This is a genomic window from Methylobacterium oryzae (genome assembly GCF_036441375.1).
GTDB classification, from domain to species: domain Bacteria; phylum Pseudomonadota; class Alphaproteobacteria; order Rhizobiales; family Beijerinckiaceae; genus Methylobacterium; species Methylobacterium oryzae_A.
On the sequence record NZ_MLCA01000014.1, the window covers coordinates 328033 to 348871 of the forward strand.

Here is a 20839-nt window from a genome sequence, read left to right on the forward strand (position 1 = left end):
CAAGAACCCGAAAGGATTGCCGGATGCTCACGCAGCCCGGGACCTCGGCGGCGACAGACCCCGCCGTGATCAACGATGCCGATCCGCTGGCCGCCTTCTCCGACCGCAGCCTGCTGATCGTCGACGACGACAAGCCCTTCCAGACCCGCCTCGCCCGCGCGATGGAGAGCCGCGGCTACCACGTGCAGGTGGCCGACAGCGTCGCGGACGGCGTCTCCGCCGTCGAGGCGCGCGCCCCCGCCTTCGCGGTGATCGACATGCGCCTCGGCGACGGCAACGGCCTCGACGTGATCGCCCGCCTCAAGGAGCGCCGCCCCGAGGCCCGGGGCGTGATCCTGACCGGCTACGGCAACATCGCGACCGCGGTGACGGCGGTGAAGCTCGGCGCCTTCGACTACCTCGCCAAGCCCGCCGACGCCGACGAGATCCACGGCACCCTGATGGCGCAGCCGGGCGAGCGGGCCGACCCGCCGGAGAACCCGATGTCGGCGGACCGGGTCCGCTGGGAGCACATCCAGCGCGTCTACGAGCTGTGCAGCCGCAACGTCAGCGAGACCGCCCGGCGCCTCAACATGCACCGGCGGACGCTGCAGCGGATCCTGGCCAAGCGCGCGCCGCGCTGAGGCCGGCGCCGGCCCTGTCGGCGGGTCGGCCGCCCGGTCGGTTGCATCGCCCCGCCTCTGTGGGCTAGCTGCGCGGGTCCCGGACGGTTCGTCCGGGGCCCGAAATCTTTTCGAGGGCGGATCTCGTGAACGGGCGCAACGCCATCACCATCATCAGCATGATGGTCCTCGTCGGCACCGAGGTGTTCGCCGTGGCCATCGCGGCGGGCTGGGCCATCGCGGGCATCTTCGACCTCGGCGAGCGCGTCGGGCACGTCCTGATGGGCGTGTTCAGCCTGTTCGCGGCCTGGATCATGCTCCAGCTCTGGCGGCGGGCGACCAGCATCGAGCCGCTGCGGAGCCCGGCTCCGGTCGCGCATCGCTGAACGAGTTCGCCGGCGCGGGATCTTCTCTCAAGTTGTATCGAACAGCGGAATGATCCCTATGCGTGCGGCGTGTTCGACAGTGCGGCGGCCATCCTGCTAGAAGCGACCCGCGACGGTCTGTGTGACGATGTCGCAGGTCACACTCCCGTCCCGGACACGCGTGAGACCCGAAGATCCATGAAAGCCCGTATCATCGTCAGCCTGAAGACCGGCGTGCTCGACCCGCAGGGCAAGGCGATCGAGGCCGCCCTCCGATCCCTCGGCATCGAGGGCGTCGACGGCGTCCGGCAGGGCAAGGTCTTCGACATCGAGCTGTCGGCGGTCGACAGCGGCGCCGCCGAGGCGACGCTGCGGGCCGCCTGCGAGAAGCTCCTGGCCAACACCGTCGTCGAGAACTACGCGATCGAGATCCTCTGATGCGCGCCGCGGTCGTCGTCTTCCCGGGCTCCAACCGCGAATCGGACGTCGTCCGGGCCCTGCGGCGCTCGGGCGCGCAGGTGAGCCTGGTCTGGCACGCGGACCACGAGCTGCCCGCCGGCACCGACCTCGCCGTCCTGCCCGGCGGTTTCTCGTACGGCGACTACCTGCGCTGCGGCGCCATCGCCGGCCGGGCCGCCGCCATGGACGCGGTCCGGGCCCACGCGGCGCGCGGCGGGCTCGTGCTCGGCATCTGCAACGGCTTCCAGATCCTGTGCGAATCGGGCCTGCTGCCCGGCGTGTTGATGCGCAACGTCGACCGCCGCTTCATCTGCCACCGGCAGACGCTCCGGGTCGAGCGCACCGACACCCGCTTCACCAGCGCCTACAGCCAGGGCCAGGTCATCGACGTCTGCGTCGCCCACGGGGAAGGCAATTACTTCGCCGATCCCGAGACCCTGGCGCGGATCGAGGGCGAGGGCCGGGTCGCCTTCCGCTACTGCGACGCGACCGGCGCCGTCACCGTGGAGGCGAACCGCAACGGCTCCCTCAACGCCATCGCGGGCGTCCTGTCGGAGACCGGGAACGTCCTCGGGATGATGCCGCACCCGGAGAACTTCGTCGAGGACCTGATCGGCGGGACCGACGGGCGCGGCCTGTTCGACAGTCTGGCGGCCTGACTTGGTCGCCCCAAGACTTGCCTTAACTCTGCATTAAGGTTTTCGAGGCATAAACAGGCATCCAGTGATCTGGATGTCGAGTTGGACATGTTCGTCCGCTCTGTTTTGATGCCTCCCTGATGACTCCTCGAGCCGCTCCATCCGGGGCGGCTTTTTTCTGCGCGCGACCGGAGCGGATCACCGATCGCGGGCCCCGGCGGGGAGCTGCGTCGTCCGCCGAGTCACCGCCGCGGAGCGGGGACCCCGCTCCCGCTCGGGAACGCGAAAGCCCAGGCCGGGTGGACCCGACCTGGGCTGAGAGCGATCGCGGCTGCGCCCGATCCGGCGGAGCGCCTCAGTACAGGCCGCCGGCCTGCGCGGCCCGGTCGGGGTCGGGCGCGACCGCCGCGGGGGCGGCCGCCTGGCCGCCGCCCGAGGAGGACGGCGCCGAGTAGGAATCCGGCGGCGCGGTGCCGGGCTTGAACGCCTCCAGGATCGTCCCGGCGCCCTCCCCCGAGCCGGCGCGGGTGCCGCTCGCGAGGTTGATGCGGATCAGCTTGATCCCCGGGGGCACGCGGAACGGGGTCGGCGGCTTGTCCTTGAGGGCCGTCTTCAGGAATTCCAGCGCGATCGGCGCCGCCAGACCGCCGCCCGTGGCGCGGTCGCCCAGCGAGCGCGGCTTGTCGAAGCCGATATAGATGCCGACCGCCAGGTCCGGCGAGAAGCCCACGAACCACGCGTCCTTGGCGTCGTTCGTCGTGCCGGTCTTGCCGGCGAGCGGCTTGCCGATCTGCTTCAGGATCGTGGCGGTGCCGCGCTGGACCACGCCCTCCATGATCGAGACCATCTGGTAGGCGGTCAGCGGGTCGAGGACCTGCTCGGAATCGTCCACCAGCTTCGGCTCGTCCTGGCCGGACCACTTCTCGGCGTCGCAGCCGATGCACTTGCGGTTGTCGTGGCGGTAGATCGTCTCGCCGATGCGGTCCTGGATCCGGTCGATCAGGGTCGGCCGGATGCGGCGGCCGCCGTTGGCCAGCATCGAGTAGGCCGTGACCATGCGCATCACCGTGGTCTCGCCCGCGCCGAGCGACATCGGCAGGACCGGCAGCATGTCGTCGTAGACGCCGAACCTGCGGGCGTACTCGGCGATGAGCGGCATGCCGACATCCTTGGCGAGCCGGACCGTCATCAGGTTCTTCGAGTGCTCGATCCCGTAGCGCAGGGTGTGCGGGCCGCCGGACTTGCCGTCGTAGTTCGAGGGCGTCCAGGCCTCCTGGCCGGGGCCGGCCTCGATGGTGATCGGGGTATCCTGGATGATCGAGGCCGGCGTGTAGCCGTTGTCGAGGGCCGCCGAGTAGACGATCGGCTTGAACGAGGAGCCGGGCTGGCGCATCGCCTGCGTGGCGCGGTTGAACTCGGACTCGTCGTACGAGAAGCCGCCGACCATCGCGTGCACGCGTCCCGTGTTCGGGTCCATGGCCACGATGGCGCCGGAGACCTCGGGCTTCTGGCGCAGGCGGAACTGACCGCGGCCGCCGTCCATCGCCTCGACATAGACCATGTCGCCGGCCTGGAGATTGGCGCGGCCGGCCCAGCGCATGCCCTCGGGCGTGATCACGCCCGTCTCGCGGTCCTTGCCGACCTGGCCGGAGGCCTCGCGCTTGGGCTGCAGGCCGATCTGCACGCCGCCGCCGCCGTTGCCCAGCACCACGGCGAGCCGCCAGGGCGCCACGTCGCCGAGCGCCGGAACCTCGGCCGCCGCCATGCCCCAGTCGCGCCCGGTCAGGTCGACCTTGGTGACCGGACCGCGCCAGCCATGGGCCTGGTCGTAGCGGACGAGGCCGTCGACCAGCGCCTTGCGGGCCCAGGCCTGCATCTTCGGGTCGAGGGTCGTGCGCACCGAGAGGCCGCCCTCGTAGAGCTTCTTCTCGCCGTAGCGCTCGGAGATCTCGCGGCGGACCTCCTCGGTGAAGTAGTTGGCGTTGGCGGCGTTCGGGAAGGCGACGCGCGGGTTGACGCCGAGCGGCATCTTCTTGGCGGAATCCGCCTCCTCCTTGGTGATGTAGCCGTTCTCCGCCATCAGGCGGATGATCTCGTTGCGGCGGTCCAGCGCCGCCTGGGTCTTGCGGTAGGGGTGGTAGTTGTTCGGCCCCTTCGGCAGGGCGGCGAGGTAGGCCGCCTCGTTGATGGTCAGCTCGTGGACCGACTTGCCGAAATAGTCGAGCGCGGCGGCCGCGACGCCGTGCAGGTTGCGGCCCGGGACGATCGTGCCGAGGAAGATCTCGTTGAGGTAGAGCTCGAGGATCTTGTCCTTCGAGTAGGCCGCCTCGATCCGGAGCGCCAGCAGCGCCTCCTTGATCTTGCGGTCGTAGGTCTGCTCGGAGGAGAGCAGGAAGTTCTTGGCGACCTGCTGGGTGATGGTCGAGGCGCCCTGCCGCTTGCCCGACTTGGCGTTGGTCAGGAAGGCGCGCACGATCCCCTCGGGGTCGATGCCGCCGTGCTTGTAGAAGTTCTTGTCCTCGGCCGACAGGAAGGCCGCCACCACGATCTTCGGCATCGCCTGGATCGGCAGGTACAGCCGGCGCTCGCGGGCGTACTCGGCGAGCAGCGAGCCGTCCGCCGCGTGGACGCGGGTCATCACCGGCGGCTCGTAATTGGAGAGCGCGGCGTGGTCGGGCAGGTCCTGGCTGTACTTCCAGTAGAAGTAACCGCCCACCGCCGCGCCGACCACGAACAGCACCGCGGCGGCGCTGAACAGGATCCCGAAGAAACGAAGGATCAGACGCATCCGGTGTTCCGCTCGTCGCTGGCCCGGCCGTATGCCGGAATCGGCTCATCCGGCGCGTGCACCCGCGCGCTGCGCGGCCGGCCCCCGGACGGTCCCGTGAGACCCCCTCGGAATGCCGGTTTCGGCGGCCGTGCGACGGGGCGTCGGACGTCCCGTATCGACACTCTATCTATGGTGAAACTGGGGCGACGGCGGCCGCGCGGCGCGTCGCGGCCGGCGGGCCGAGCGTGGCGCGGTTGGTGAAGAACTGGTCGATCGCCCTGGCCATGGAGCCGGTGACGTCGGCCCGCCACTCCGGCGATTGCAGCATCTCCAGGTCGCGCTTGCTGGAGAGGTAGCCGAGTTCCACGAGCACGCTCGGCACGTCGGGGGAGCGCAGCACCACGAAGCGCGCCTCCCGGTGGGGCTTGGCGCTCATCTTCATCACGGGGGCGAGCTGGCCCATCAGGGTCCGGGCGAAGCCCGACGAGAAGCCGCGGGTCTCGCGCAGGGTCAGCTCCTGCAGGATGTCGGCGATGTCCGGCGGCGCCTCGGCGGCGTCGACGCCCGCGGCGGCATCGGCCCGGTTCTCGCGCTCGGCGAGCTTGGCGGATTCGGCGTCCGTGGCCTTCTCGGAATTGGTGTAGATCGTGGCCCCGCTCACCTGGGGGGCCGCCGAGATCGAGTCCGCGTGGATCGACACGAACAGGTCGGCCCTGGCGTCGCGGACGAGGCGCACGCGCTCGGCCAGCGGCACGAACACGTCGCGGTCCCGGGTCATCCGGACCCGGTAGCGGCCGCCCGCCTCCAGCTTCGCCACGAGCGCCTGGGCGAAGCCGAACACGATGTCCTTCTCGAACACGCCGCCCACCGCGATGGCGCCGGGATCGGTGCCGCCGTGGCCGGCATCGACCATGATCAGCGGGCGCTGGTCCGCGGGCTCCGGCGGGACGGCGCGGGCCTGGGCGGGGGCGGGATCGGCGGCGGCGGCGGCCTTGCGGAACCCGTCGCGGTCGGCGCGCTGCAGCGGGATCGTGAGCAGCACCGCGCCGTCGCGCGGCCGCGTCGCAATCTCGATCTTGCCGACCGTGGCGGGCGCCGCGAGGTCGATCACGATGCGCGACCGGCCGGGCGCGAACAGGCCGTAGCGGAAGGATTGCACGAGGCCGTCGCGGCGGCTGCCGCTCCCCGATTCGAGCTGGAAATTGACCTCGGGCAGGTCGATCACCGCCCGGTCCGGCCGCTCCATCACGAAGCCGCGGGCCTCCACGGCCCGGGACAGCGTCAGGGTGAGGCGCGTGGTGCCGGCCTGGCTCGCGAGGTCGGCCCCGATGGCCACGGCCGGCTTCTCGCCGCTCGGCGGGGGCGCTGGGTTCTGCGCGGCAACCGGCGCCGTCGCCAGCGCCGGCAGGAGCGCGACGGCGAGGCGGAGCCATGCGGAACGGATCAGGCGCGCGCAGTTCGGCATCGGTCCGGTGTCGTCTCCCGTGCCCTCCGTTACGGCATGGGACCGACTTGGTTAACGGCGCGTTGCCGTCGCCGGTTCGATCGGCCCGGCCTTGTGGCCGCGATGCGACAAGTCCCGGCCGCCCGAGGCGCGGCACCTCAGCGGTACGCGACGGCCCGGCTCGCCTGCCCGACCACCGCGACCCAGCAGGTCAGGGAGGCGTCGGCGGCCCGCTGGACCTCGCCGACCTGCAGGCGGATCACGTCGGCCGGCGAGCGGGCCCCCGAGAGCGCCCGGAGATGCGCGAGCGCCGCCTCGCCCTCGCCGCGCACGTAGCGGGCGATGGTCGAGCCGATCTCGACGACGTCGATAGGTCTCGCCGACGCTGACGATGCCGTACTGATGCGTCTCCTCGGGGGCCACCTCCTCGACGGCGATGATGTTGCCGCCGTGGCGATCGTAGGCGGCCAGCATCTGCTGCATGCAGCCGCGGCTGAGCATGTCCGGGAGCAGCACCGCGAACGGCTCGTCGCCGACGATCTCACGGGCGCACCAGACCGCGTGGCCGAGGCCGAGCGGGGCCTGCTGGCGGGTGAAGCTGGTCTGGCTCGACAAGTGCCTGCTCGGCCTGCCGTGGCGCCCGCANGGCCCCGCGGCCGGCGCCGGCGGGAGGGCGATGTCGATGGCGGCCTCGGTTGCGGACGCCGCGGCGGCTTCGGCCACCGGGTCGGACGGGACGGCCACCGCGCCGTCGGGCGCGGTCTCGGCCGAGGCTCGGGGCGCCCCGTCGGGCGCCGCCTCGGGCATGACCGCATCGACCGCCTCGGCGCCGACCCGAACAGGCTCGGCCGGCGGCGCGGCGGCCTCGACGGGGTGGTCAGTCGCCGGAGCGGGTCGATCCGCCGGGCTCGGGGCGGCCGCGGCCCGGCTCTCGGGCGCGTCCGGCACGGCCTGCAACGGCTGGTGCGTCCCGGTGGGACGGCTCCTCGGTCGACGCGGCTTTCCCATCGCGCGATCTCCTCCTGTCGGCGTCGGCCCGTCCTGACGGAGCGGCGGCCGGAAGGTCGTGCGCGGCCGGCTCGCCGGCGGTGTCGGCGCCGGGCCCGTGACGCCCGGGCGTCAGAGCGTGGGATCCGGCAGGCCCGGAGCGGCCCATCGGATCCCGGTCGTCGCGACCCCGATCGCGGATCGGGGCGGCCGGCCTCAGCGGGCGGCGGCGTTCTGCGCGAGGGCGCCGTAATCCTTGGCCTGGGCCTGGAGCGCGGCGAACTGGCTGCGGACGAACTCGGACTGGAGCTCGAACGCCTCGCGGAGGTCCTTCGTGCGCACCAGCTTCTGGGCGAAGTCGAAGGTCGCGTTGGCGTTGGCCTGCGCGTGATCGAACCCCTTCGCGACCGCGGCGCTGAGGGTCGACTGGAAGGTCTGGCCCGAAGCCTGGACCTGCTCGGCGGCCTTCACGGCGTTCGCCATCATGGTGCTGACGGCGGTCCGGGCCTGATCGACGCTCTTGTCGGCGAAGTCGCGCATCTCGGTCGGGATCTCGAAGTTCGGGGTCTGCATCGATGTCTCCAGCATCATCCTTGGAGCGGGACGCCGGATGCGTCCGCGTTGACGCACCTCTATATGTTGCAGTGCAACAAGAAGTCAAGTGCAGGTTCGGGGGGCGATGGCGGATCCGGACGCCCGATAAAGTTCCGGTTCGATGATCTCACGAAGTCATCGCCCGGCGGATCGCGCCCGATAGCAGATTGCGTTCAAGCTGCGCCATTTACAACGACAGCTAAGATCGCTGATCCCGGCGGCGACCCGCTTTGCAAAAAACTATCTCGCTGTCCAGAGGGGCGTGAACGGATCGTGAATTGTTCTGGCATGCCAATCCATTTTCCGCGTCAGGAGCGCTGCGGACGGGCGAGCGGGGACGGATGCTGCATCGCACCAGCCGCCGATTCGGCCAGCCCGGCGTAGAGCGCGCGGAGCGCCGCCGTGTGCGCCTCCAGGCCCAGCGGCGCGGCCCGGGCGAGCCGGCCCGCCTCGGCCCCCAGCGCGGCCGTCAGGGCGTCGTCCCGCAGCGCCGCGAAGGCCTCGGCGAGGGGTCCGATCTCCGGCGCGACCACGAATCCGGTCCGGCCGTGCCGGACCTTCTCGGCGGCGCCGGAGCGGTCGGAGGCCACGACCGGGATGCCGGCCGCCAGCGCCTCGTAGACCGTGAGCGGCCCGGTCTCGTACCGGCGAGCCGCCGGGCGGCGGCCGCGTGCCAGATCCCGGCGGCGGCCGCCCGCGCGGCGCCGAGGGACCAGATGTCGGGCAGGCCCAGGTCGATCCGGCGGATGCCGGCATGGTCGAGGAGCGGGTCGACCGGACCCGGGATCGCCTGGATGTAGGTGACGGCGAGGCCGGCCTCGGCGAGCCCGCGGGCGGATTCCAGCGCCACCTTCTCGGCCCCGCCGGTGGCGGCCGCGAACTCGGCCAGGATCACGACGTGCACGGTGGCGCTCCCGGGGATCGATCGGTCTCGGAGGCCGGGAGGATGAGGCAGACCGGTTTACGGGCGATCAACCGCGGCCGGATACAGATCTCGTTCCCGGATCGCAGCGGCGGAACTCCTGACGTGCACGTCGTCCTCGTCGCAGACCACGCCGCGATCAACGGCGGCCAGGCCAAGGTCGCCATCGAATCCGCCCTGGGGCTCGCCGCCCGCGGGAACCGCGTCAGCCTGTTCGCCGCGGTCGGCCCGGTGGATCCGCGGCTGGAGCCGGCCGGCGTCCGGGTGGTCTGCCTGGAGCAGGACGACGTCACCACGGCGCGCAGCAAGCTCGCCTTCGCGGCCCAGGCGATCTGGAACGGGCCGGCGCGCCGCGCCCTGGCGGCGGAGCTCGCCGCCCACGATCCCCGCGACACGCTGGTCCACGTCCACGCCTTCGCCAAGGCGCTGTCGCCGTCGATCGGCCCGGCGCTCCGGGCATCCGGCCTGCCCTGCCTCTACACGATGCACGAGTTCTTCCTCGTCTGCCCGACCGGCGGCTTCTACGCCTACCCGGCGCAGCGGATCTGCCACCGCACGCCGATGTCGCCCGCCTGCGTCGTGGCGCAGTGCGACGCGCGCAGCTACCCGCGCAAGGTGGCCCGGATGGTCCGCCATGCCGGCCTCGCCCACCTGGCCCGGCTGCCGGAGCTGTTCGCCCACGTCATCACGATCAGCGACCTGCAGGAGAGCGTGGTGCGGCCGCTCCTGCCCGGCGGCACCGCCTTCCACCGGGTCGACAACCCGATCGCGGTGGCGCGGGCGCCGGTGCGCGCGGGCCCGCCGGGCGACTTCCTGTTCGTCGGGCGGATCTCCGCCGAGAAGGGCGCGCCGATCTTCGCCGAGGCGGCGCGGCGGGCGGGGGTGCGGGCGGCCTTCGTGGGCGACGGCCCCGAGCGGGCCGAGCTCGCCGCGCGCTACCCCGAGGCGGCGATGCTCGGCTGGCGCGACGCCGAGGCCGTGCAGGGGCGGCCGCTCGCGACCGCCTGATCCCGTGGTCGCGCCGGCGCCCCGTCGTCGGACGGGGCGAAGGACGGGGCGAAGGACGGCGCGAAGGACGGCGCGGCGGGAAGCCGGACCCGGCCCCGGACCCGCCGGGTCGACGCGCCGCCCCGAAAGATCGGAAACACCCGCCCTCCGTCGCGTTGATGCCCACCGGCACCCTTGCGTGCCTCCGTCACGGACGAGCGAGCGACATGGCCGAGACCCACAAGCCGAACGAGACCAAGCCGGGCTTCCAGCAGGGCAGCGCCAAGCCGGGCGACGCCAAGAACCCCGACAACAAGCAGGAGAAGCTGAACGAGCGCCTGGACGACGCTCTGGAGGAGACCTTCCCGTCGAGCGACCCGGTCTCGGTGAAGATCACCAAGTAGGCCCGCGGAACCGGTGCGGGCCGGGCGGCGTCAGGCCGCCCGGTCGTCCGGCACCGGCTCCCGGTCGATCAGGCGGCGGGCCTCGGGGCCCGGGACCGCCCGGCTGAACAGGAAGCCCTGCACCTCGTCGTAGCCCTCCGCCCGCAGCATCGCGAGCTGCTCGGCGGTCTCGACGCCCTCGGCGGTGGTGGCGATGCCGAGGCTGGTGCCCAGGCTCGCCACCGCCCGCACGATCGCCGTGCAGTGGGTGTTCTCGCCGACCTGGCTCACGAAGGAGCGGTCGAGCTTGATCTTGTCGAACGGGAAGCTGCGCAGGTAGCTGAGGCTGGAATAGCCGGTCCCGAAATCGTCCATGGCGATCCGGATCCCCATGGCCCGCAACGCGTGCAGGGTCGCGAGATTGGCGGTGCTGTCGGCGAGCAGGACCGATTCGGTGATCTCCAGCTCGAGGCGCCGCGGGTCGAGCCCCGTGGCGGCGAGCGCGCCGCGCACGGTCTCGACCAGGGTGCGGTTGCGGAACTGGATCGGCGACAGGTTCACGGCGAGCCGGATCGTCTCCGGCCACGCCGCCGCCTCGGCGAAGGCGGTCTGCATCACCCAGGCGCCGATCGGCACGATCAGGCCGGTCTCCTCGGCGAGCGGCACGAACTCGGCCGGCGAGACCGGGCCGTGCTCCGGGTGGTTCCAGCGCAGCAGCGCCTCGAAGGCCAGGATCCGGTCGGCGCGGGCATCCATCAGCGGCTGGTAGACCAGCGAGAACTGGCCGCGGGCCAAGGCCTCGCGCAGCTCGTTCTCGCGCCGCCGCCGCGCCTGGACCCAGGCATCCATCTCCGGCTCGAAGCACCGGAAGGTGCTGCCGCCCTCGGCCTTCGCCCGGTACAGGGCGAGGTCGGCGTTCTTCATCAGCGTCTCGGGATCGGTGCCGTCCCGGGGCAGGCAGGCGACGCCGATGCTGGTGCCGATATGGCAATCCTGGCCCTCCAGGCGGAAGGGCCGGCCGAGCTCGGCGATCACCCGGGCGATCGGCCCGTCGGCCAGCGCCGGCAGGTCCATCCCGCGCACCAGGATGGCGAACTCGTCGCCGCCGAGCCGGGCCACGAGGTCGTCCTTGCGCAGGCAGCCGGCGATCCGCTCGGCCGCCTCGCGCAGGAGCGCGTCGCCGACCGGGTGGCCCAGCGTGTCGTTGACGATCTTGAACTTGTCGAGGTCGAGGCAGAGCAGCACCGCCTCCTCGCCGTCCCGGGCGTGGCGGGCGATCGCCTCGCCGAGGCGGTCCCGGAACAGCACGCGGTTCGGCAGCCCGGTGAGGGCGTCGTGGTGGGCCATGTGGGCGATGCGGGCCTCGGCCCGGCGCCGCTCGGTCATGTCGATGGCGGCCTCGAGCACGGCCTGCCGCCCCTCGAACGGCATCGCCCGCTGGAACAGGGAGACCGCGATCGCCGAGCCGTCGGCGCGGCGGTGGAGCGAGCCGGCGGCGGTGGGCAGGCCGAGCCCGGCCGCCTCCTCGGCCGCGACGGCGAGGTCGGCCGGCGCCCGGCTCAGGAACTGCTCGCGGCTGTAGCCGTAATGGGCGACGGCCGCGTCGTTCACCGCCAGGAAGCGGTCGCGCGCGTCGGCCACGACCCACATCGGCACCGGGTTGTTCTCGAACAGGAGCCGGAACGAGGCCTCCCGGGCCTTGATGTCGCCGACATCCGTCATGGTCACCGACAGGAGATCGCCGACGCAGCCCGCCTCGACCTTGAGGTAGAGCGTGCCGCCGTCGGACCGGGGGCGGCTCAGCTCGAAGGCGGAGCGGCCGCCCCGCTCGACCATGGCGGCGAGCGTCGCGATCGTCCGCGCGGTGATCGTGCCCGGGAAGAGCTGGCCCACGCGCTGCCATTGCAGGGCGGCGGCGGGGCGCTCCAGGAGGCGCTCGGCCCCGCGGTTGAGGGCGACGATCTTGAAATCGACCGGGCGGCCCGCGGCGTCCCGGACCGTGCTGAGGGCCAGGATGCCCTGGTCGGTGGCGGTGAACATCGCCTGGACCAGCTCGGTCCGGACGCTCGCCCCGTCGAACCCGATCAGCACGAAGGGCTCGCCCCAGCGGTTGCCCAGGGGCACGCCGACGAGGCGGGTCGAGGTCACGACCCCGGCGGCGAGGCGGTCGCACCGGCCGTGGGCCGGTTGGCCGGAGGAGAGGGCGGACGTGACCATCTCGTCGACGGGCTCGCGCAGCTCGATCGGGAGCGCGTCGACCGGGAGGGTCTCGACCGGCGAGGAATCGGCGGCAGAGGGCTCGACCGGCGGGCCTGCCGAGCCCTCCACGCCGTCCGCGAGCCAGGCGCCGAAGGCCTGACCCGCCCAGAGGATCCGGGCGGCGCGCCCGTCGCGGGTCGTCACCAGGGCGGCCCGGTCGGCGAGGCGGCCGAGGCTCCCGAGCACGACGGCCTCGTAGGACGGGATCGGCGCCCCCGGCGTCCGGCAATCCTGCCAGTGCCGGAGGAGGTTCTTGCCCGTCTGTCCGTCGTCGTGCTGCGCGCTCACCGAGCCGCCCCAGTTGTTCACCGGGCGCCAGGAAGCAGGGACTTCGTTTAAGCCGGGTTCATATGCCGACTTATAATCCCATGATACGTACTATTCCCCAGTTTTAGCTGGGCTCTCAGGCGGATTCGAGCAGCCGGCGGGCGATCACCTGGGCCTGGATCTCCGCGGCGCCCTCGAAGATCGAGAGGATGCGCGCGTCGCACAGGATCCGGCTCACCGGGTACTCGAGCGCGAAGCCGTTGCCGCCGTGGATCTGGAGGGCGTTGTCGGCCGCCGCCCAGGCGACGCGGGCGCCGAGCAGCTTCGCCATCCCGGCCTCCAGGTCGCAGCGCTTGCCCTCGTCCTTCTCGCGGGCCGAGAAGTAGGTGAGCTGGCGGGCGATGTTGATCTCCACCGCCATCATGGCGAGCTTGTCGGCCACCCGCGGGAAGTTGACCAGCGCCTTGCCGAACTGGACCCGCTCCTCGGCGTAGCGCAGGCCGACGTCGAGGGCCGACTGGGCGACGCCGATGGCGCGCGCCGCGGTCTGGATGCGGGCCGACTCGAAGGTCTGCATCAGCTGGGCGAAGCCCTTGCCCTCGACCTCGCCGAGCAGGTTGCCGCCCGGCACCGCGAAGCCCTCGAAGGCGAGCTCGTACTCCTTCATGCCGCGGTAGCCGAGCACCTCGATCTCGCCGCCCGACAGGCCCTGGACCGGGAAGGGATCCTCATCCGTGCCGCGCGGCTTCTCGGCGATCAGCATGGAGAGGCCCTTGTGGCCCTTCTCCTCGGGCTTGGTGCGCACCAGCACCGTCATGATGTCGGCGCGGACCGGGTGGGTGATCCAGGTCTTGTTGCCGGTGATCTTCCAGACGTCGCCCTCCTTCACCGCGCGGGTGCGCAGGCTCGCGAGGTCGGAGCCGGTGTTCGGCTCGGTGAAGACGGCGGTCGGAAGGATGTCGCCCGAGGCGATCTTCGGCAGGAAGCGCTGCTTCTGCTCCTCGGTGCCGCCGCACAGGATCAGCTCCGCGGCGATCTCCGAGCGGGTGCCGAGCGAGCCGACGCCGATATAGGCGCGGGACAGCTCCTCAGAGACCACGCACATGGCGGTCTTCGGCAGGCCCATGCCGCCGTACTCCTCGGGGATCGTCAGGCCGAAGACGCCGAGCTCGGCCATCTTCTGCACGATCTCCATCGGGATGTAGGCGTTCTTCAGGTGCCACTCGTGCGCCTGATCGACCACCTCGGCCTTGCCGAAGCGGCGCATCTCGGAGCGGATCGCCTCCATGTCCTCGTCGAGGCCCGAGGCGCCGACGGTCGCCGAGCCGCCGCCGTCGCGCATCAGCGCCACCAGGGCGGCGCGGTTCTCCGGCGTGTTGCCCTCGGCGATCAGCGTCTCGACCGCGTCGGTGCGGTACTGCGCCACCTCCTTGGCGGAGAGGCCGAGCGACCCGGTGAGGCGGACCATCTCGCCCTGGCTCATCGGGATGCCGGAGAAGAGCTGGTCGAGATACTCGCCGGCGCCGATCCGGACGAGGAGCGCCTCGGTCTCGCCGAACCGGCCCTCGGCCTGGAGGCGCTCGGCGTAGCCGCCGAGCTCGTTCACCGCCTCCGCGTAGGTCGCGAGCCAGGCGAGCCCGTGGGCGGCGTGCTGCTGGCTCTCGAGCTTGGCCGCGTCGATCCGCCCGTCCGTCCCGAGGACCCGCGTGCGGACCCGCCGGGTGGCCTCCGCCGCGAGGGCCTTGGCGCTCGCGCCGGCGGCCTTGGCGAGGGCGGCGATATCCTGCGGCTCGGTCTGGATGGCGGGAGATGCGGACATGGTTTTTAGCTCGCGTGGCGTCTTCTTGGATCGGGTCTTTTAACCTGTCGGGCTCCGGAGCCGAAGCAGATTTCGTTTGGCTCGTCTTGAACTCAAGTTGAATACCGGGGCCGGCAGGCCGGCGCGAGGCCGCGCCAAGTCAAGGCCGGCCCGGCGCGGCGCGGCGCGACGGTCCGGACATTGATGATCGCCGATGATCGTGCCTCCGGCCTGCCGAAAGCTGCTGGCCGGACGGCGCCCGCTCAGCGCCTCTGCTCGCACCGCGTCTTCACGTAGGCCCCGTCCTCGCCCTTGAAGCCGGCGCTGGCCGCCAGGACCGGTCCCTGGACGAGGCATTCCTGGAGGGTGTGGGCCGGGCCGGTGACCACGTCGATGGCGGTCTCGCGCGAGCAGTCCGGGGCCTGGACGGAGGCGGCGCAGATGAGGGCGACGACGAGGATCTGGTTCATGGGGCCTCCCGTACGGGCCCGGCTCTCGAGACGGCGGGCGGCGTCTACCGAAAGATGGGCCGCCGGGCCTGGTTTCATCGGCCCCGCGTCGCCTCGCCGCGCGGCGAGGCCGTGGCGTCACGCCAGCGCCGTGAGATCGGCGCCGGATTCGATCGCGTCGGGGCTCGGCACGCGTCCCTCGCTCAGCAGGTGCAGGAACGCCGTGAAGGCCGGGTTGCGGCCGACGCTGCAGGCGGCCACCGCGCGGTTCTCGCGGACGTAGTAGGCGATGAAGTCGAGCGCCGCCGGATCGCCCTGCAGGATGATCCGCTCGAAATCCGGCGCGTAGCCGCCGTAATCCAGGCGCTTGTCGCCCTGGTTGCTCCAGAAGAACGGCGCGCCCGCGAAGGCGCCTTCGGCGCCGAGCATCGCCCGGGCGACGTGCGTCCCGTGCTGCTGCGCCAGCCGCCAGTGCTCGATCCGCGCCGTGGCGCCGCTGCCGCGCTCCGGGAAGGCCGCGATGTCGCCCGCGACCCAGACCTTGTCGGCGAGTCTCAGGTCGGCGCCGACCGGGAGGCCGCCGGTCTCGTCCGGCTCCGCCCCGGCGACGATCCCGGTCTCGGGCGCGGCGCCGGCGCCGATCAGCACGAGATCGGCCGGCAGCCGCGCGCCCTCCGCGGTCTCGACGGCCTCGACCGAGCCGGTGCCGGCGATCCGCGCGACGCTGCCCGTGACGAAGGTCACGCCGTTGCCGGCGTGGTAGCGCTTCAGCGCCGCGCCCACGGCCTCGCCGAAGCGCTTGGCGAAGGGGATCGCCTCCCGGGACAGGACCGTCACCGACAGGCCGCGCTTGGTCAGGAAGGCCGCCGCCTCCAGGCCGATGAAGCCCGCGCCGATCACCACGACGCGCGTCGCCCGCTCCGCGGCCTCGCTGAGCCGCACCGCGTCGTCGAGGCTGCGCAGGGTCAGGACGCCGTCGAGGTCCTTCCCCGCGAAATCCGGCACCACGGCGCGGCTGCCGGTGGCGATCAGCAGCGCGTCGCCGGTGAGCGTGCGCCCGTCCGCCAGCGCGACGCTGCGGCCGGCCGGATCGACCCGGGTCACCTCGGCCTCGACCCGCTCGACCCGGTGGGCGGCGGCGAAATCCGGCTCCAGCAGCGTCTTCTCCGCCGGGGTGGGCTTCGCCAGGAACTGCTTGGACAGCTTGGTCCGGTCGTAGGGCGGGTGGCCCTCGCGGCCGACCATCGTGATCGTCCCCGCGAACCCCTCGCGCCGGAGCGTGGTGACGCAGGCCGCGGCCGCCGCGCCGGTGCCGACAATCAGGACCGTCCCGACCGGGGTCTCGGCCCGCCGCGCCGGGCTCGGCATCGGGGTCAGGGTCGCCACGGCCTCGCCGCCCTCGATCCGGACGGGGTAGCGGGTGAGCGACTCCAGCGCCGGCGGCTCCTCCAGGCCGCCGTCGGCGAGGGCGAAGGCCGCCTTGTGCCAGGGGCAGTAGAGCCGGCCGCCGCAGATCTCGCCCTTGGCGAGCGGCGCCCCGAGATGCGGGCACTTCGCCTGGAAGGCGCGCACGCCGTCGGCGTCGCGCACGAACAGCACCGCGTCGTCGCCCGCGGCCCCCTCGCCCTTGCCCTCGCCCTTGCCCTCGGCCTTGCCGCCGAGGGGGATCGCGTCGAGGGCGAGGCGGATCTCGCGGGGCCTGTCGTTGTTCATCTCGCCTCGCACGGTGCCGGAACGGGCCGATCCGGCCCGCGCGCACCAAACCGCGAGGGCGGCAAGGGTTTCCGCGCCTTCCGTCGCAGGGGCCTCGGCCTCAGCCGCGGCCTCAGCCGCGGCTCGCCACCGCCACGCCGAGGGCGGCGAGCGCCATGCCGGCGCCCTGCACCGGGGTCAGCACCTCGCCGAACAGCAGGTAGCCGAGCACGGCCGCGACCGGCGGCACGAGGAAGAACAGGGCGGCGACGCCCGCCACCGCCCCCCGGCGGATCAGCGCCAGCAGCAGCAGGATCCCCGCGACCGAGTTGACCAGGATCGCCCAGCCGAGGCCGAGCCACAGGGCCGGCGCCGGGTCGAAGGCGGCGCTGCCGAAGGCGAGCGCCAGCGGGATGGCGCAGGCCATGCCGCCGACGAACTGGAGGGTGGCGCCGGCCAGGAGATCGACCCGGCCGCCGGTGCGCTTCTGCCAGAGCGTGCCGAGGGTCAGCGCCAGCACCGCCAGGAGGCTGACGGCCAGCGCCGGCGGCGGGATCCCGGACGGGTCCGTGGCGCCGAGCTTCGGGGCGAGCACGAGGCCGGTGCCGGCGAAGCCCATGAGGATCCCGAGCGCCCGCCGGCCGCTGACGCGCTCGCCCAGCAGGGGCCGCGCCAGGAGCGCGGTCAGCAGCGGCTGGAGGCTGCCGACGAGGGCCGCGATGCCGGCCGGCAGCCCGTGGCTCACCGCCCAGAAGACGCCCGACAGGTAGACCCCCTGCATCAGGAAGCCCGCGATGACCGGGTCGCGCCACCCCGCCCGGTCCCCCGGCCAGCGCACCCGGGAGGCCGCGGCGATCAGGGCGAGCACCAGGGCGACGGCGGTGAAGCGGACGGCCGTGAAGGCCAGCGGGTCGACGTGCGGCACCACCGCGCGGGCGGAGATGAACCCCGTGGCCCAGATCGGGATGAACAGCGCCGGAAGGGCGCCGGAGGCGAGCGTCGACGGGCGTGACAGCGTGGGCATGGCCGCCGGACGGAGCATGTCGGCGCGGCCGGCGCAACGGTGATCTCACCCTCCGGACCGGGCGTGGCGCGGACGCGTCACCGGCCGCCGATCGGGACCGGAGCGGGCCGGCGGCGTTGACGCGCGGGTGCCGGCGCCGTTCATCGGCGGGCCTCTCCCCGAGAGGATCGGCCGGGGACCGCGAGATCGAGGATGGTTGGACACCCGTGAAACCTCTCCGCAGCGGATTACAGGTGATGGGCGTCGCCGCGCAGCGCTTCGTCTCCCATGACGGCTGGGCGATCGCGAGCCACATCGCGCTCTCGAGCCTGACCTCGCTGTTCCCGTTCCTGATCCTGCTGGCGGCTCTGGCCGGCCTGTTCGGCACGCAGTCGCTCGCCGACGAGGCCGGGGTGCTGATCTTCGACGCGTGGCCGCGGGAGATCGCCAAGCCGATCGTCGGCGAGGTGCACCGGGTGCTCACCGAGCAGCGCAGCGGCGTGCTGACGCTCGGCGCGCTGTTCGCCCTGTACTTCTCCTCCTCGGGCGTCGAGAGCCTGCGGGTCGGGCTGAACCGGGCCTACGGCCTGCGCGAGAGCCGGCCCTGGTGGCTGACCCGCCTCGAATCGATCGGCTACGTGATCTGCGGCGCCTTCGCGATGCTGGCCTTCGCGCTGCTCGTGGTGCTGGGGCCGCTGATCTGGCGCAACATCGTCCTGGTGGCGCCGGGTCTGGAACCGCTGGGCCTCACGGTGGCGATCGGCCGGATCGCCGTCACGGCCCTGCTGCTCGCCGTCGTGCTGGTCATCGCCCACAAGTTCGTCGCGGCCGGGCGGCGCTCGATCCTGTCGGTGCTGCCGGGGATCGGGGTGACGCTGCTCCTGTGGTTCTTCGCCGGCCTCGGCTTCGGCTACTATCTCGACCGGTTCTCCAACGCCTACGCGTCGACCTACGGGGGGCTGGCCACCGCGATGGTGTTCCTGGTCTTCCTCTACTGGCTCGCCGCCATGTTCCTGTTCGGCGGCGAGATCAACGGCACGGTGATCGCCGCCCGCCGCAGCCGCCTGCAGGCGAAGATGCTGGCGCGGCGCGCCGAGCTGGAGGGCAGACGGACGGGGGCGAGCGCCTCAGGACCGAGCCCCTCGGGATCCAGGCCCTGAGGCGGGCGCTTCAGGACCTCCGGAGTGGCGCGCGGCGGCGCGTCCTCACGCCGCCAGGGCCAGCCCCTCGTCCTCCTCGGCCTCGGCCGCCATGAACTGCGCCCGGGCGAGCTCGGCGAAGCGGCCGCCCTCGGCCACCAGCTGGTCGAAGGTCCCGGCCTCGACGATCCGGCCCTCGTGGAACACCAGGATCCGGTCGGCGTCGCGGATCGTCGCGAGGCGGTGGGCGATCACGAAGGTGGTCCGCCCCGCCATCACGGTCTCCAGCGCGCCCTGGAGCTTGCGCTCGGTGGCGGCGTCCAGCGCCGAGGTCGCCTCGTCGAGGATCAGGATCGGCGGGTTCTTCAGGAGCGCCCGGGCGATCGAGAGCCGCTGGCGCTCGCCGCCCGAGAGCGACCGGCCGCGCTCGCCGATCACCGTGTCGAGCCCGTCGGCCTGGCGCGCCATGAAGGCGCTGGCCTGGGCCCGCTCCAGGGCGTCGAGCATCTCGGCGTCGGTCGCGTCCGGGCAGCCGACCTGCAGGTTCTCGCGGATCGAGCGGGCGAACAGCATCGGCTCTTGGAACACCACACCGATGTTGTGGCGCAGCGAGGCGAGGCCGACGTCGCGGATGTCCATCCCGTCGATCCGGATCGCGCCGGAGGCCGGGTCGAAGCTGCGGTGCAGGAGGCCGAGCGTCGTCGACTTGCCCGAGCCGGTGGTGCCGACCAGCGCGATCGTCTCGCCGGGCTTGGCGGTGAACGAGACGCCGTCGAGCGCCTGGCGCCTTCCGTCGTACGAGAAGGCGACGTCGTCGAAGGTGACCGCGCCCTCGAAGCGGGCGACCTGCCGGGCGTGCGGCCGGTCGGCCACCGCCGGGACGGTGTCGTAGATCTCGAAGAACTCGGCGATCTTCGGCGCCTGCTGGAACAGGCCGTTGACGAAGCCGACCACGTGGTCGAGCCGGGCCACGAAGGCGGTGGCGAGGCTCATGAAGGCCACGACCTCGCCCACCGTGGTGGTGCCGGCCTGGTAGAGCCAGATGCCGGTGACGAAGATCGCCGTCATGGTGATGGTCGCGGAGGCGCGTGTCGCCACGTTGGCGAGCGCCCACCAGGACAGGACCGGGATCTGCGCGGCGAGCAGGTTGGTGATGATGCCGCGCATCGCCTCCTTCTCGGCCTTGGCGCGGGTGAAGGACTGGATCACCGCGACGTTGCCGAGCGCGTCCGAGGCGTGGGCCGCGAGCCCCGAATTGAACGCCTCGACCTGGCCCTGGAGGGTCTCGGTCCGGCGCATCACGAAGGTGGTGAGCGCCGTGAAGGCGAGCACCAGCACCACCAGGATCGAGCCGAGCTGCCAGTTGATGAACAGGGTCATCGGCAGGAGCACGCCCAGCGAGACCAGGGCGACGAGGTGGTCGCGGAAGAAGCCGAGCCACAGCCACGCCATGCCGTTCGTGCCCTCCAGCATCGCCTTCAGGACGCGGCCGGAATGGTTGGCCGAGTGGAAGGCGAGCGGCAGGTCGAGGACGTGCTCGAAGTAGCTCGCCATCGACGACAGGCGGTTGCGGTGGGCGAGCCGGTCGGCGTGCAGCGCGATGAACACGCCCGCCGCGATGGTGAAGAAGCCGAACGCCACCCAGGCGGCGAGCAGGGGCAGCATCGTGCCCATGGCGTCGCCGCCGCGCTTGAGATGGGTCAGCTGGTCGATGATCCGGCCCATCAGCAGGGGCTCGGCGAAGGCCGCGATCGCCAGGACGACGTTGGTCGCGGCCAGGCCTATAGCCAGCCGCCGCTCCGCCTTCAGGAAACCCAGGACCCGCCCGTACAGACGAACCATCGTACCGCTCCGCCACCCCTGGCGCGGCCCGTGTGACCCGGGTCTCACGCCATCTCTCAAGGGATTGGCCCGGCCGGCGACCTCGCCGTTCTCGCCGTCAAACCCCTCGTACGACACGGGTATGCCGAGGCCTGCCTGAACGAGCGATGACGGACCGATACAGGCGAGCAACACGCGTCCCTACGGTGCGTTGGGCATGATTTCCCAATCCCGTGGGCGGCCCGGCCGTTACCCGCTCC

General features: G+C 72.4%; 17 protein-coding genes and 3 pseudogenes. 7 read left to right on the plus strand and 13 right to left on the minus strand.

The window, feature by feature from the left end; genetic code table 11:
- Nucleotides 1–23: 23 nt before the first annotated feature.
- The 4 genes from MOTC310_RS25215 to purQ all read left to right on the plus strand — a co-directional run bounded on the left by MOTC310_RS25215 (nt 24) and on the right by purQ (nt 2085).
- Nucleotides 24–623, plus strand: coding sequence for an ActR/PrrA/RegA family redox response regulator transcription factor (locus MOTC310_RS25215; RefSeq protein ID WP_012321283.1), 600 nt, complete (start codon nt 24–26; stop codon nt 621–623).
- 125 nt (nt 624–748) lie between these two features.
- A complete protein-coding gene (locus MOTC310_RS25220) occupies nt 749–988 on the plus strand; it encodes a hypothetical protein (RefSeq protein ID WP_331289216.1) in 240 nt (79 codons plus the stop codon).
- Between the two features lie 177 nt (nt 989–1165).
- The gene (gene purS, locus MOTC310_RS25225; protein ID WP_331289217.1) at nt 1166–1405 is read left to right on the plus strand and encodes a phosphoribosylformylglycinamidine synthase subunit PurS; all 240 of its coding nucleotides are present in this window, start codon (nt 1166–1168) and stop codon (nt 1403–1405) included.
- Nucleotides 1405–2085 carry a phosphoribosylformylglycinamidine synthase subunit PurQ gene (purQ, locus tag MOTC310_RS25230; RefSeq protein WP_331289218.1) on the plus strand — a complete coding sequence of 227 codons (681 nt, stop codon included), beginning with the start codon at nt 1405–1407 and terminating at the stop codon, nt 2083–2085. The genes purS and purQ overlap by 1 nt, the downstream gene beginning before the upstream one ends.
- Nucleotides 2086–2419: 334 nt before the next feature.
- On the opposite strand, the gene MOTC310_RS25235 is transcribed toward purQ, so the two are convergent.
- From MOTC310_RS25235 to MOTC310_RS32925, 7 genes and pseudogenes are all read right to left on the minus strand, one after another.
- Nucleotides 2420–4852, minus strand: coding sequence for a penicillin-binding protein 1A (locus tag MOTC310_RS25235; protein WP_331303745.1), 2433 nt, complete (start codon nt 4850–4852; stop codon nt 2420–2422).
- A 169-nt stretch (nt 4853–5021) separates the two neighbouring features.
- Complete coding sequence (locus MOTC310_RS25240) at nt 5022–6299, minus strand: N-acetylmuramoyl-L-alanine amidase (protein ID WP_331303746.1); 1278 nt, start codon at nt 6297–6299, stop codon at nt 5022–5024.
- A gap of 137 nt (nt 6300–6436) precedes the next feature.
- The gene (locus MOTC310_RS25245; protein ID WP_331289221.1) at nt 6437–6610 is read right to left on the minus strand and encodes a hypothetical protein; all 174 of its coding nucleotides are present in this window, start codon (nt 6608–6610) and stop codon (nt 6437–6439) included.
- Nucleotides 6611–6647: 37 nt separating this feature from the next.
- A pseudogene (locus MOTC310_RS25250) lies at nt 6648–6890 on the minus strand (sugar phosphate nucleotidyltransferase); the annotation flags it as partial.
- Between the two features lie 591 nt (nt 6891–7481).
- Nucleotides 7482–7838: a phasin gene (locus MOTC310_RS25255; protein WP_331303747.1), complete on the minus strand. Its 357-nt coding sequence runs from the start codon at nt 7836–7838 to the stop codon at nt 7482–7484.
- Nucleotides 7839–8167: 329 nt separating this feature from the next.
- Nucleotides 8168–8449: a glycosyltransferase gene (locus MOTC310_RS32920; RefSeq protein ID WP_419539954.1), complete on the minus strand. Its 282-nt coding sequence runs from the start codon at nt 8447–8449 to the stop codon at nt 8168–8170.
- A gap of 56 nt (nt 8450–8505) precedes the next feature.
- Nucleotides 8506–8763, minus strand: a pseudogene (locus MOTC310_RS32925) (glycosyl transferase family 1); the annotation flags it as partial.
- A 123-nt stretch (nt 8764–8886) separates the two neighbouring features.
- Between MOTC310_RS32925 and MOTC310_RS25265 the strand changes: the two are divergent.
- Together MOTC310_RS25265 and MOTC310_RS25270 are read left to right on the plus strand one after the other, a co-directional pair.
- Nucleotides 8887–9765: pseudogene (locus tag MOTC310_RS25265) on the plus strand (glycosyltransferase); the annotation flags it as partial.
- Between the two features lie 230 nt (nt 9766–9995).
- A complete protein-coding gene (locus MOTC310_RS25270; RefSeq protein ID WP_012321273.1) occupies nt 9996–10172 on the plus strand; it encodes a hypothetical protein in 177 nt (58 codons plus the stop codon).
- Nucleotides 10173–10202: 30 nt separating this feature from the next.
- Here MOTC310_RS25270 and MOTC310_RS25275 read toward each other — a convergent pair whose 3' ends face one another.
- The 5 genes from MOTC310_RS25275 to MOTC310_RS25295 all read right to left on the minus strand — a co-directional run bounded on the left by MOTC310_RS25275 (nt 10203) and on the right by MOTC310_RS25295 (nt 17658).
- Nucleotides 10203–12719 carry a putative bifunctional diguanylate cyclase/phosphodiesterase gene (locus MOTC310_RS25275; protein WP_331303748.1) on the minus strand — a complete coding sequence of 839 codons (2517 nt, stop codon included), beginning with the start codon at nt 12717–12719 and terminating at the stop codon, nt 10203–10205.
- A gap of 94 nt (nt 12720–12813) precedes the next feature.
- Nucleotides 12814–14496 (minus strand): acyl-CoA dehydrogenase family protein, encoded by a 1683-nt coding sequence (locus MOTC310_RS25280; protein ID WP_331303749.1) that lies wholly within the window; start codon nt 14494–14496, stop codon nt 12814–12816.
- Nucleotides 14497–14738: 242 nt separating this feature from the next.
- Complete coding sequence (locus tag MOTC310_RS25285) at nt 14739–14945, minus strand: hypothetical protein (RefSeq protein WP_331289225.1); 207 nt, start codon at nt 14943–14945, stop codon at nt 14739–14741.
- A gap of 117 nt (nt 14946–15062) precedes the next feature.
- Nucleotides 15063–16637, minus strand: coding sequence for an FAD-dependent oxidoreductase (locus tag MOTC310_RS25290; protein WP_331303750.1), 1575 nt, complete (start codon nt 16635–16637; stop codon nt 15063–15065).
- A gap of 112 nt (nt 16638–16749) precedes the next feature.
- Nucleotides 16750–17658, minus strand: a complete 909-nt coding sequence (locus MOTC310_RS25295; protein WP_331289227.1) for a DMT family transporter — start codon at nt 17656–17658, stop codon at nt 16750–16752.
- Between the two features lie 218 nt (nt 17659–17876).
- On the opposite strand from MOTC310_RS25295, the gene MOTC310_RS25300 reads away from it, so the two are divergent.
- Complete coding sequence (locus MOTC310_RS25300) at nt 17877–18779, plus strand: YihY/virulence factor BrkB family protein (RefSeq protein ID WP_331289228.1); 903 nt, start codon at nt 17877–17879, stop codon at nt 18777–18779.
- Nucleotides 18780–18824: 45 nt separating this feature from the next.
- Here the strand turns inward: MOTC310_RS25300 and MOTC310_RS25305 are convergent, their stop codons facing one another.
- Nucleotides 18825–20600 carry a glucan ABC transporter ATP-binding protein/ permease gene (locus MOTC310_RS25305; RefSeq protein ID WP_331289229.1) on the minus strand — a complete coding sequence of 592 codons (1776 nt, stop codon included), beginning with the start codon at nt 20598–20600 and terminating at the stop codon, nt 18825–18827.
- Nucleotides 20601–20839 lie beyond the last annotated feature (239 nt).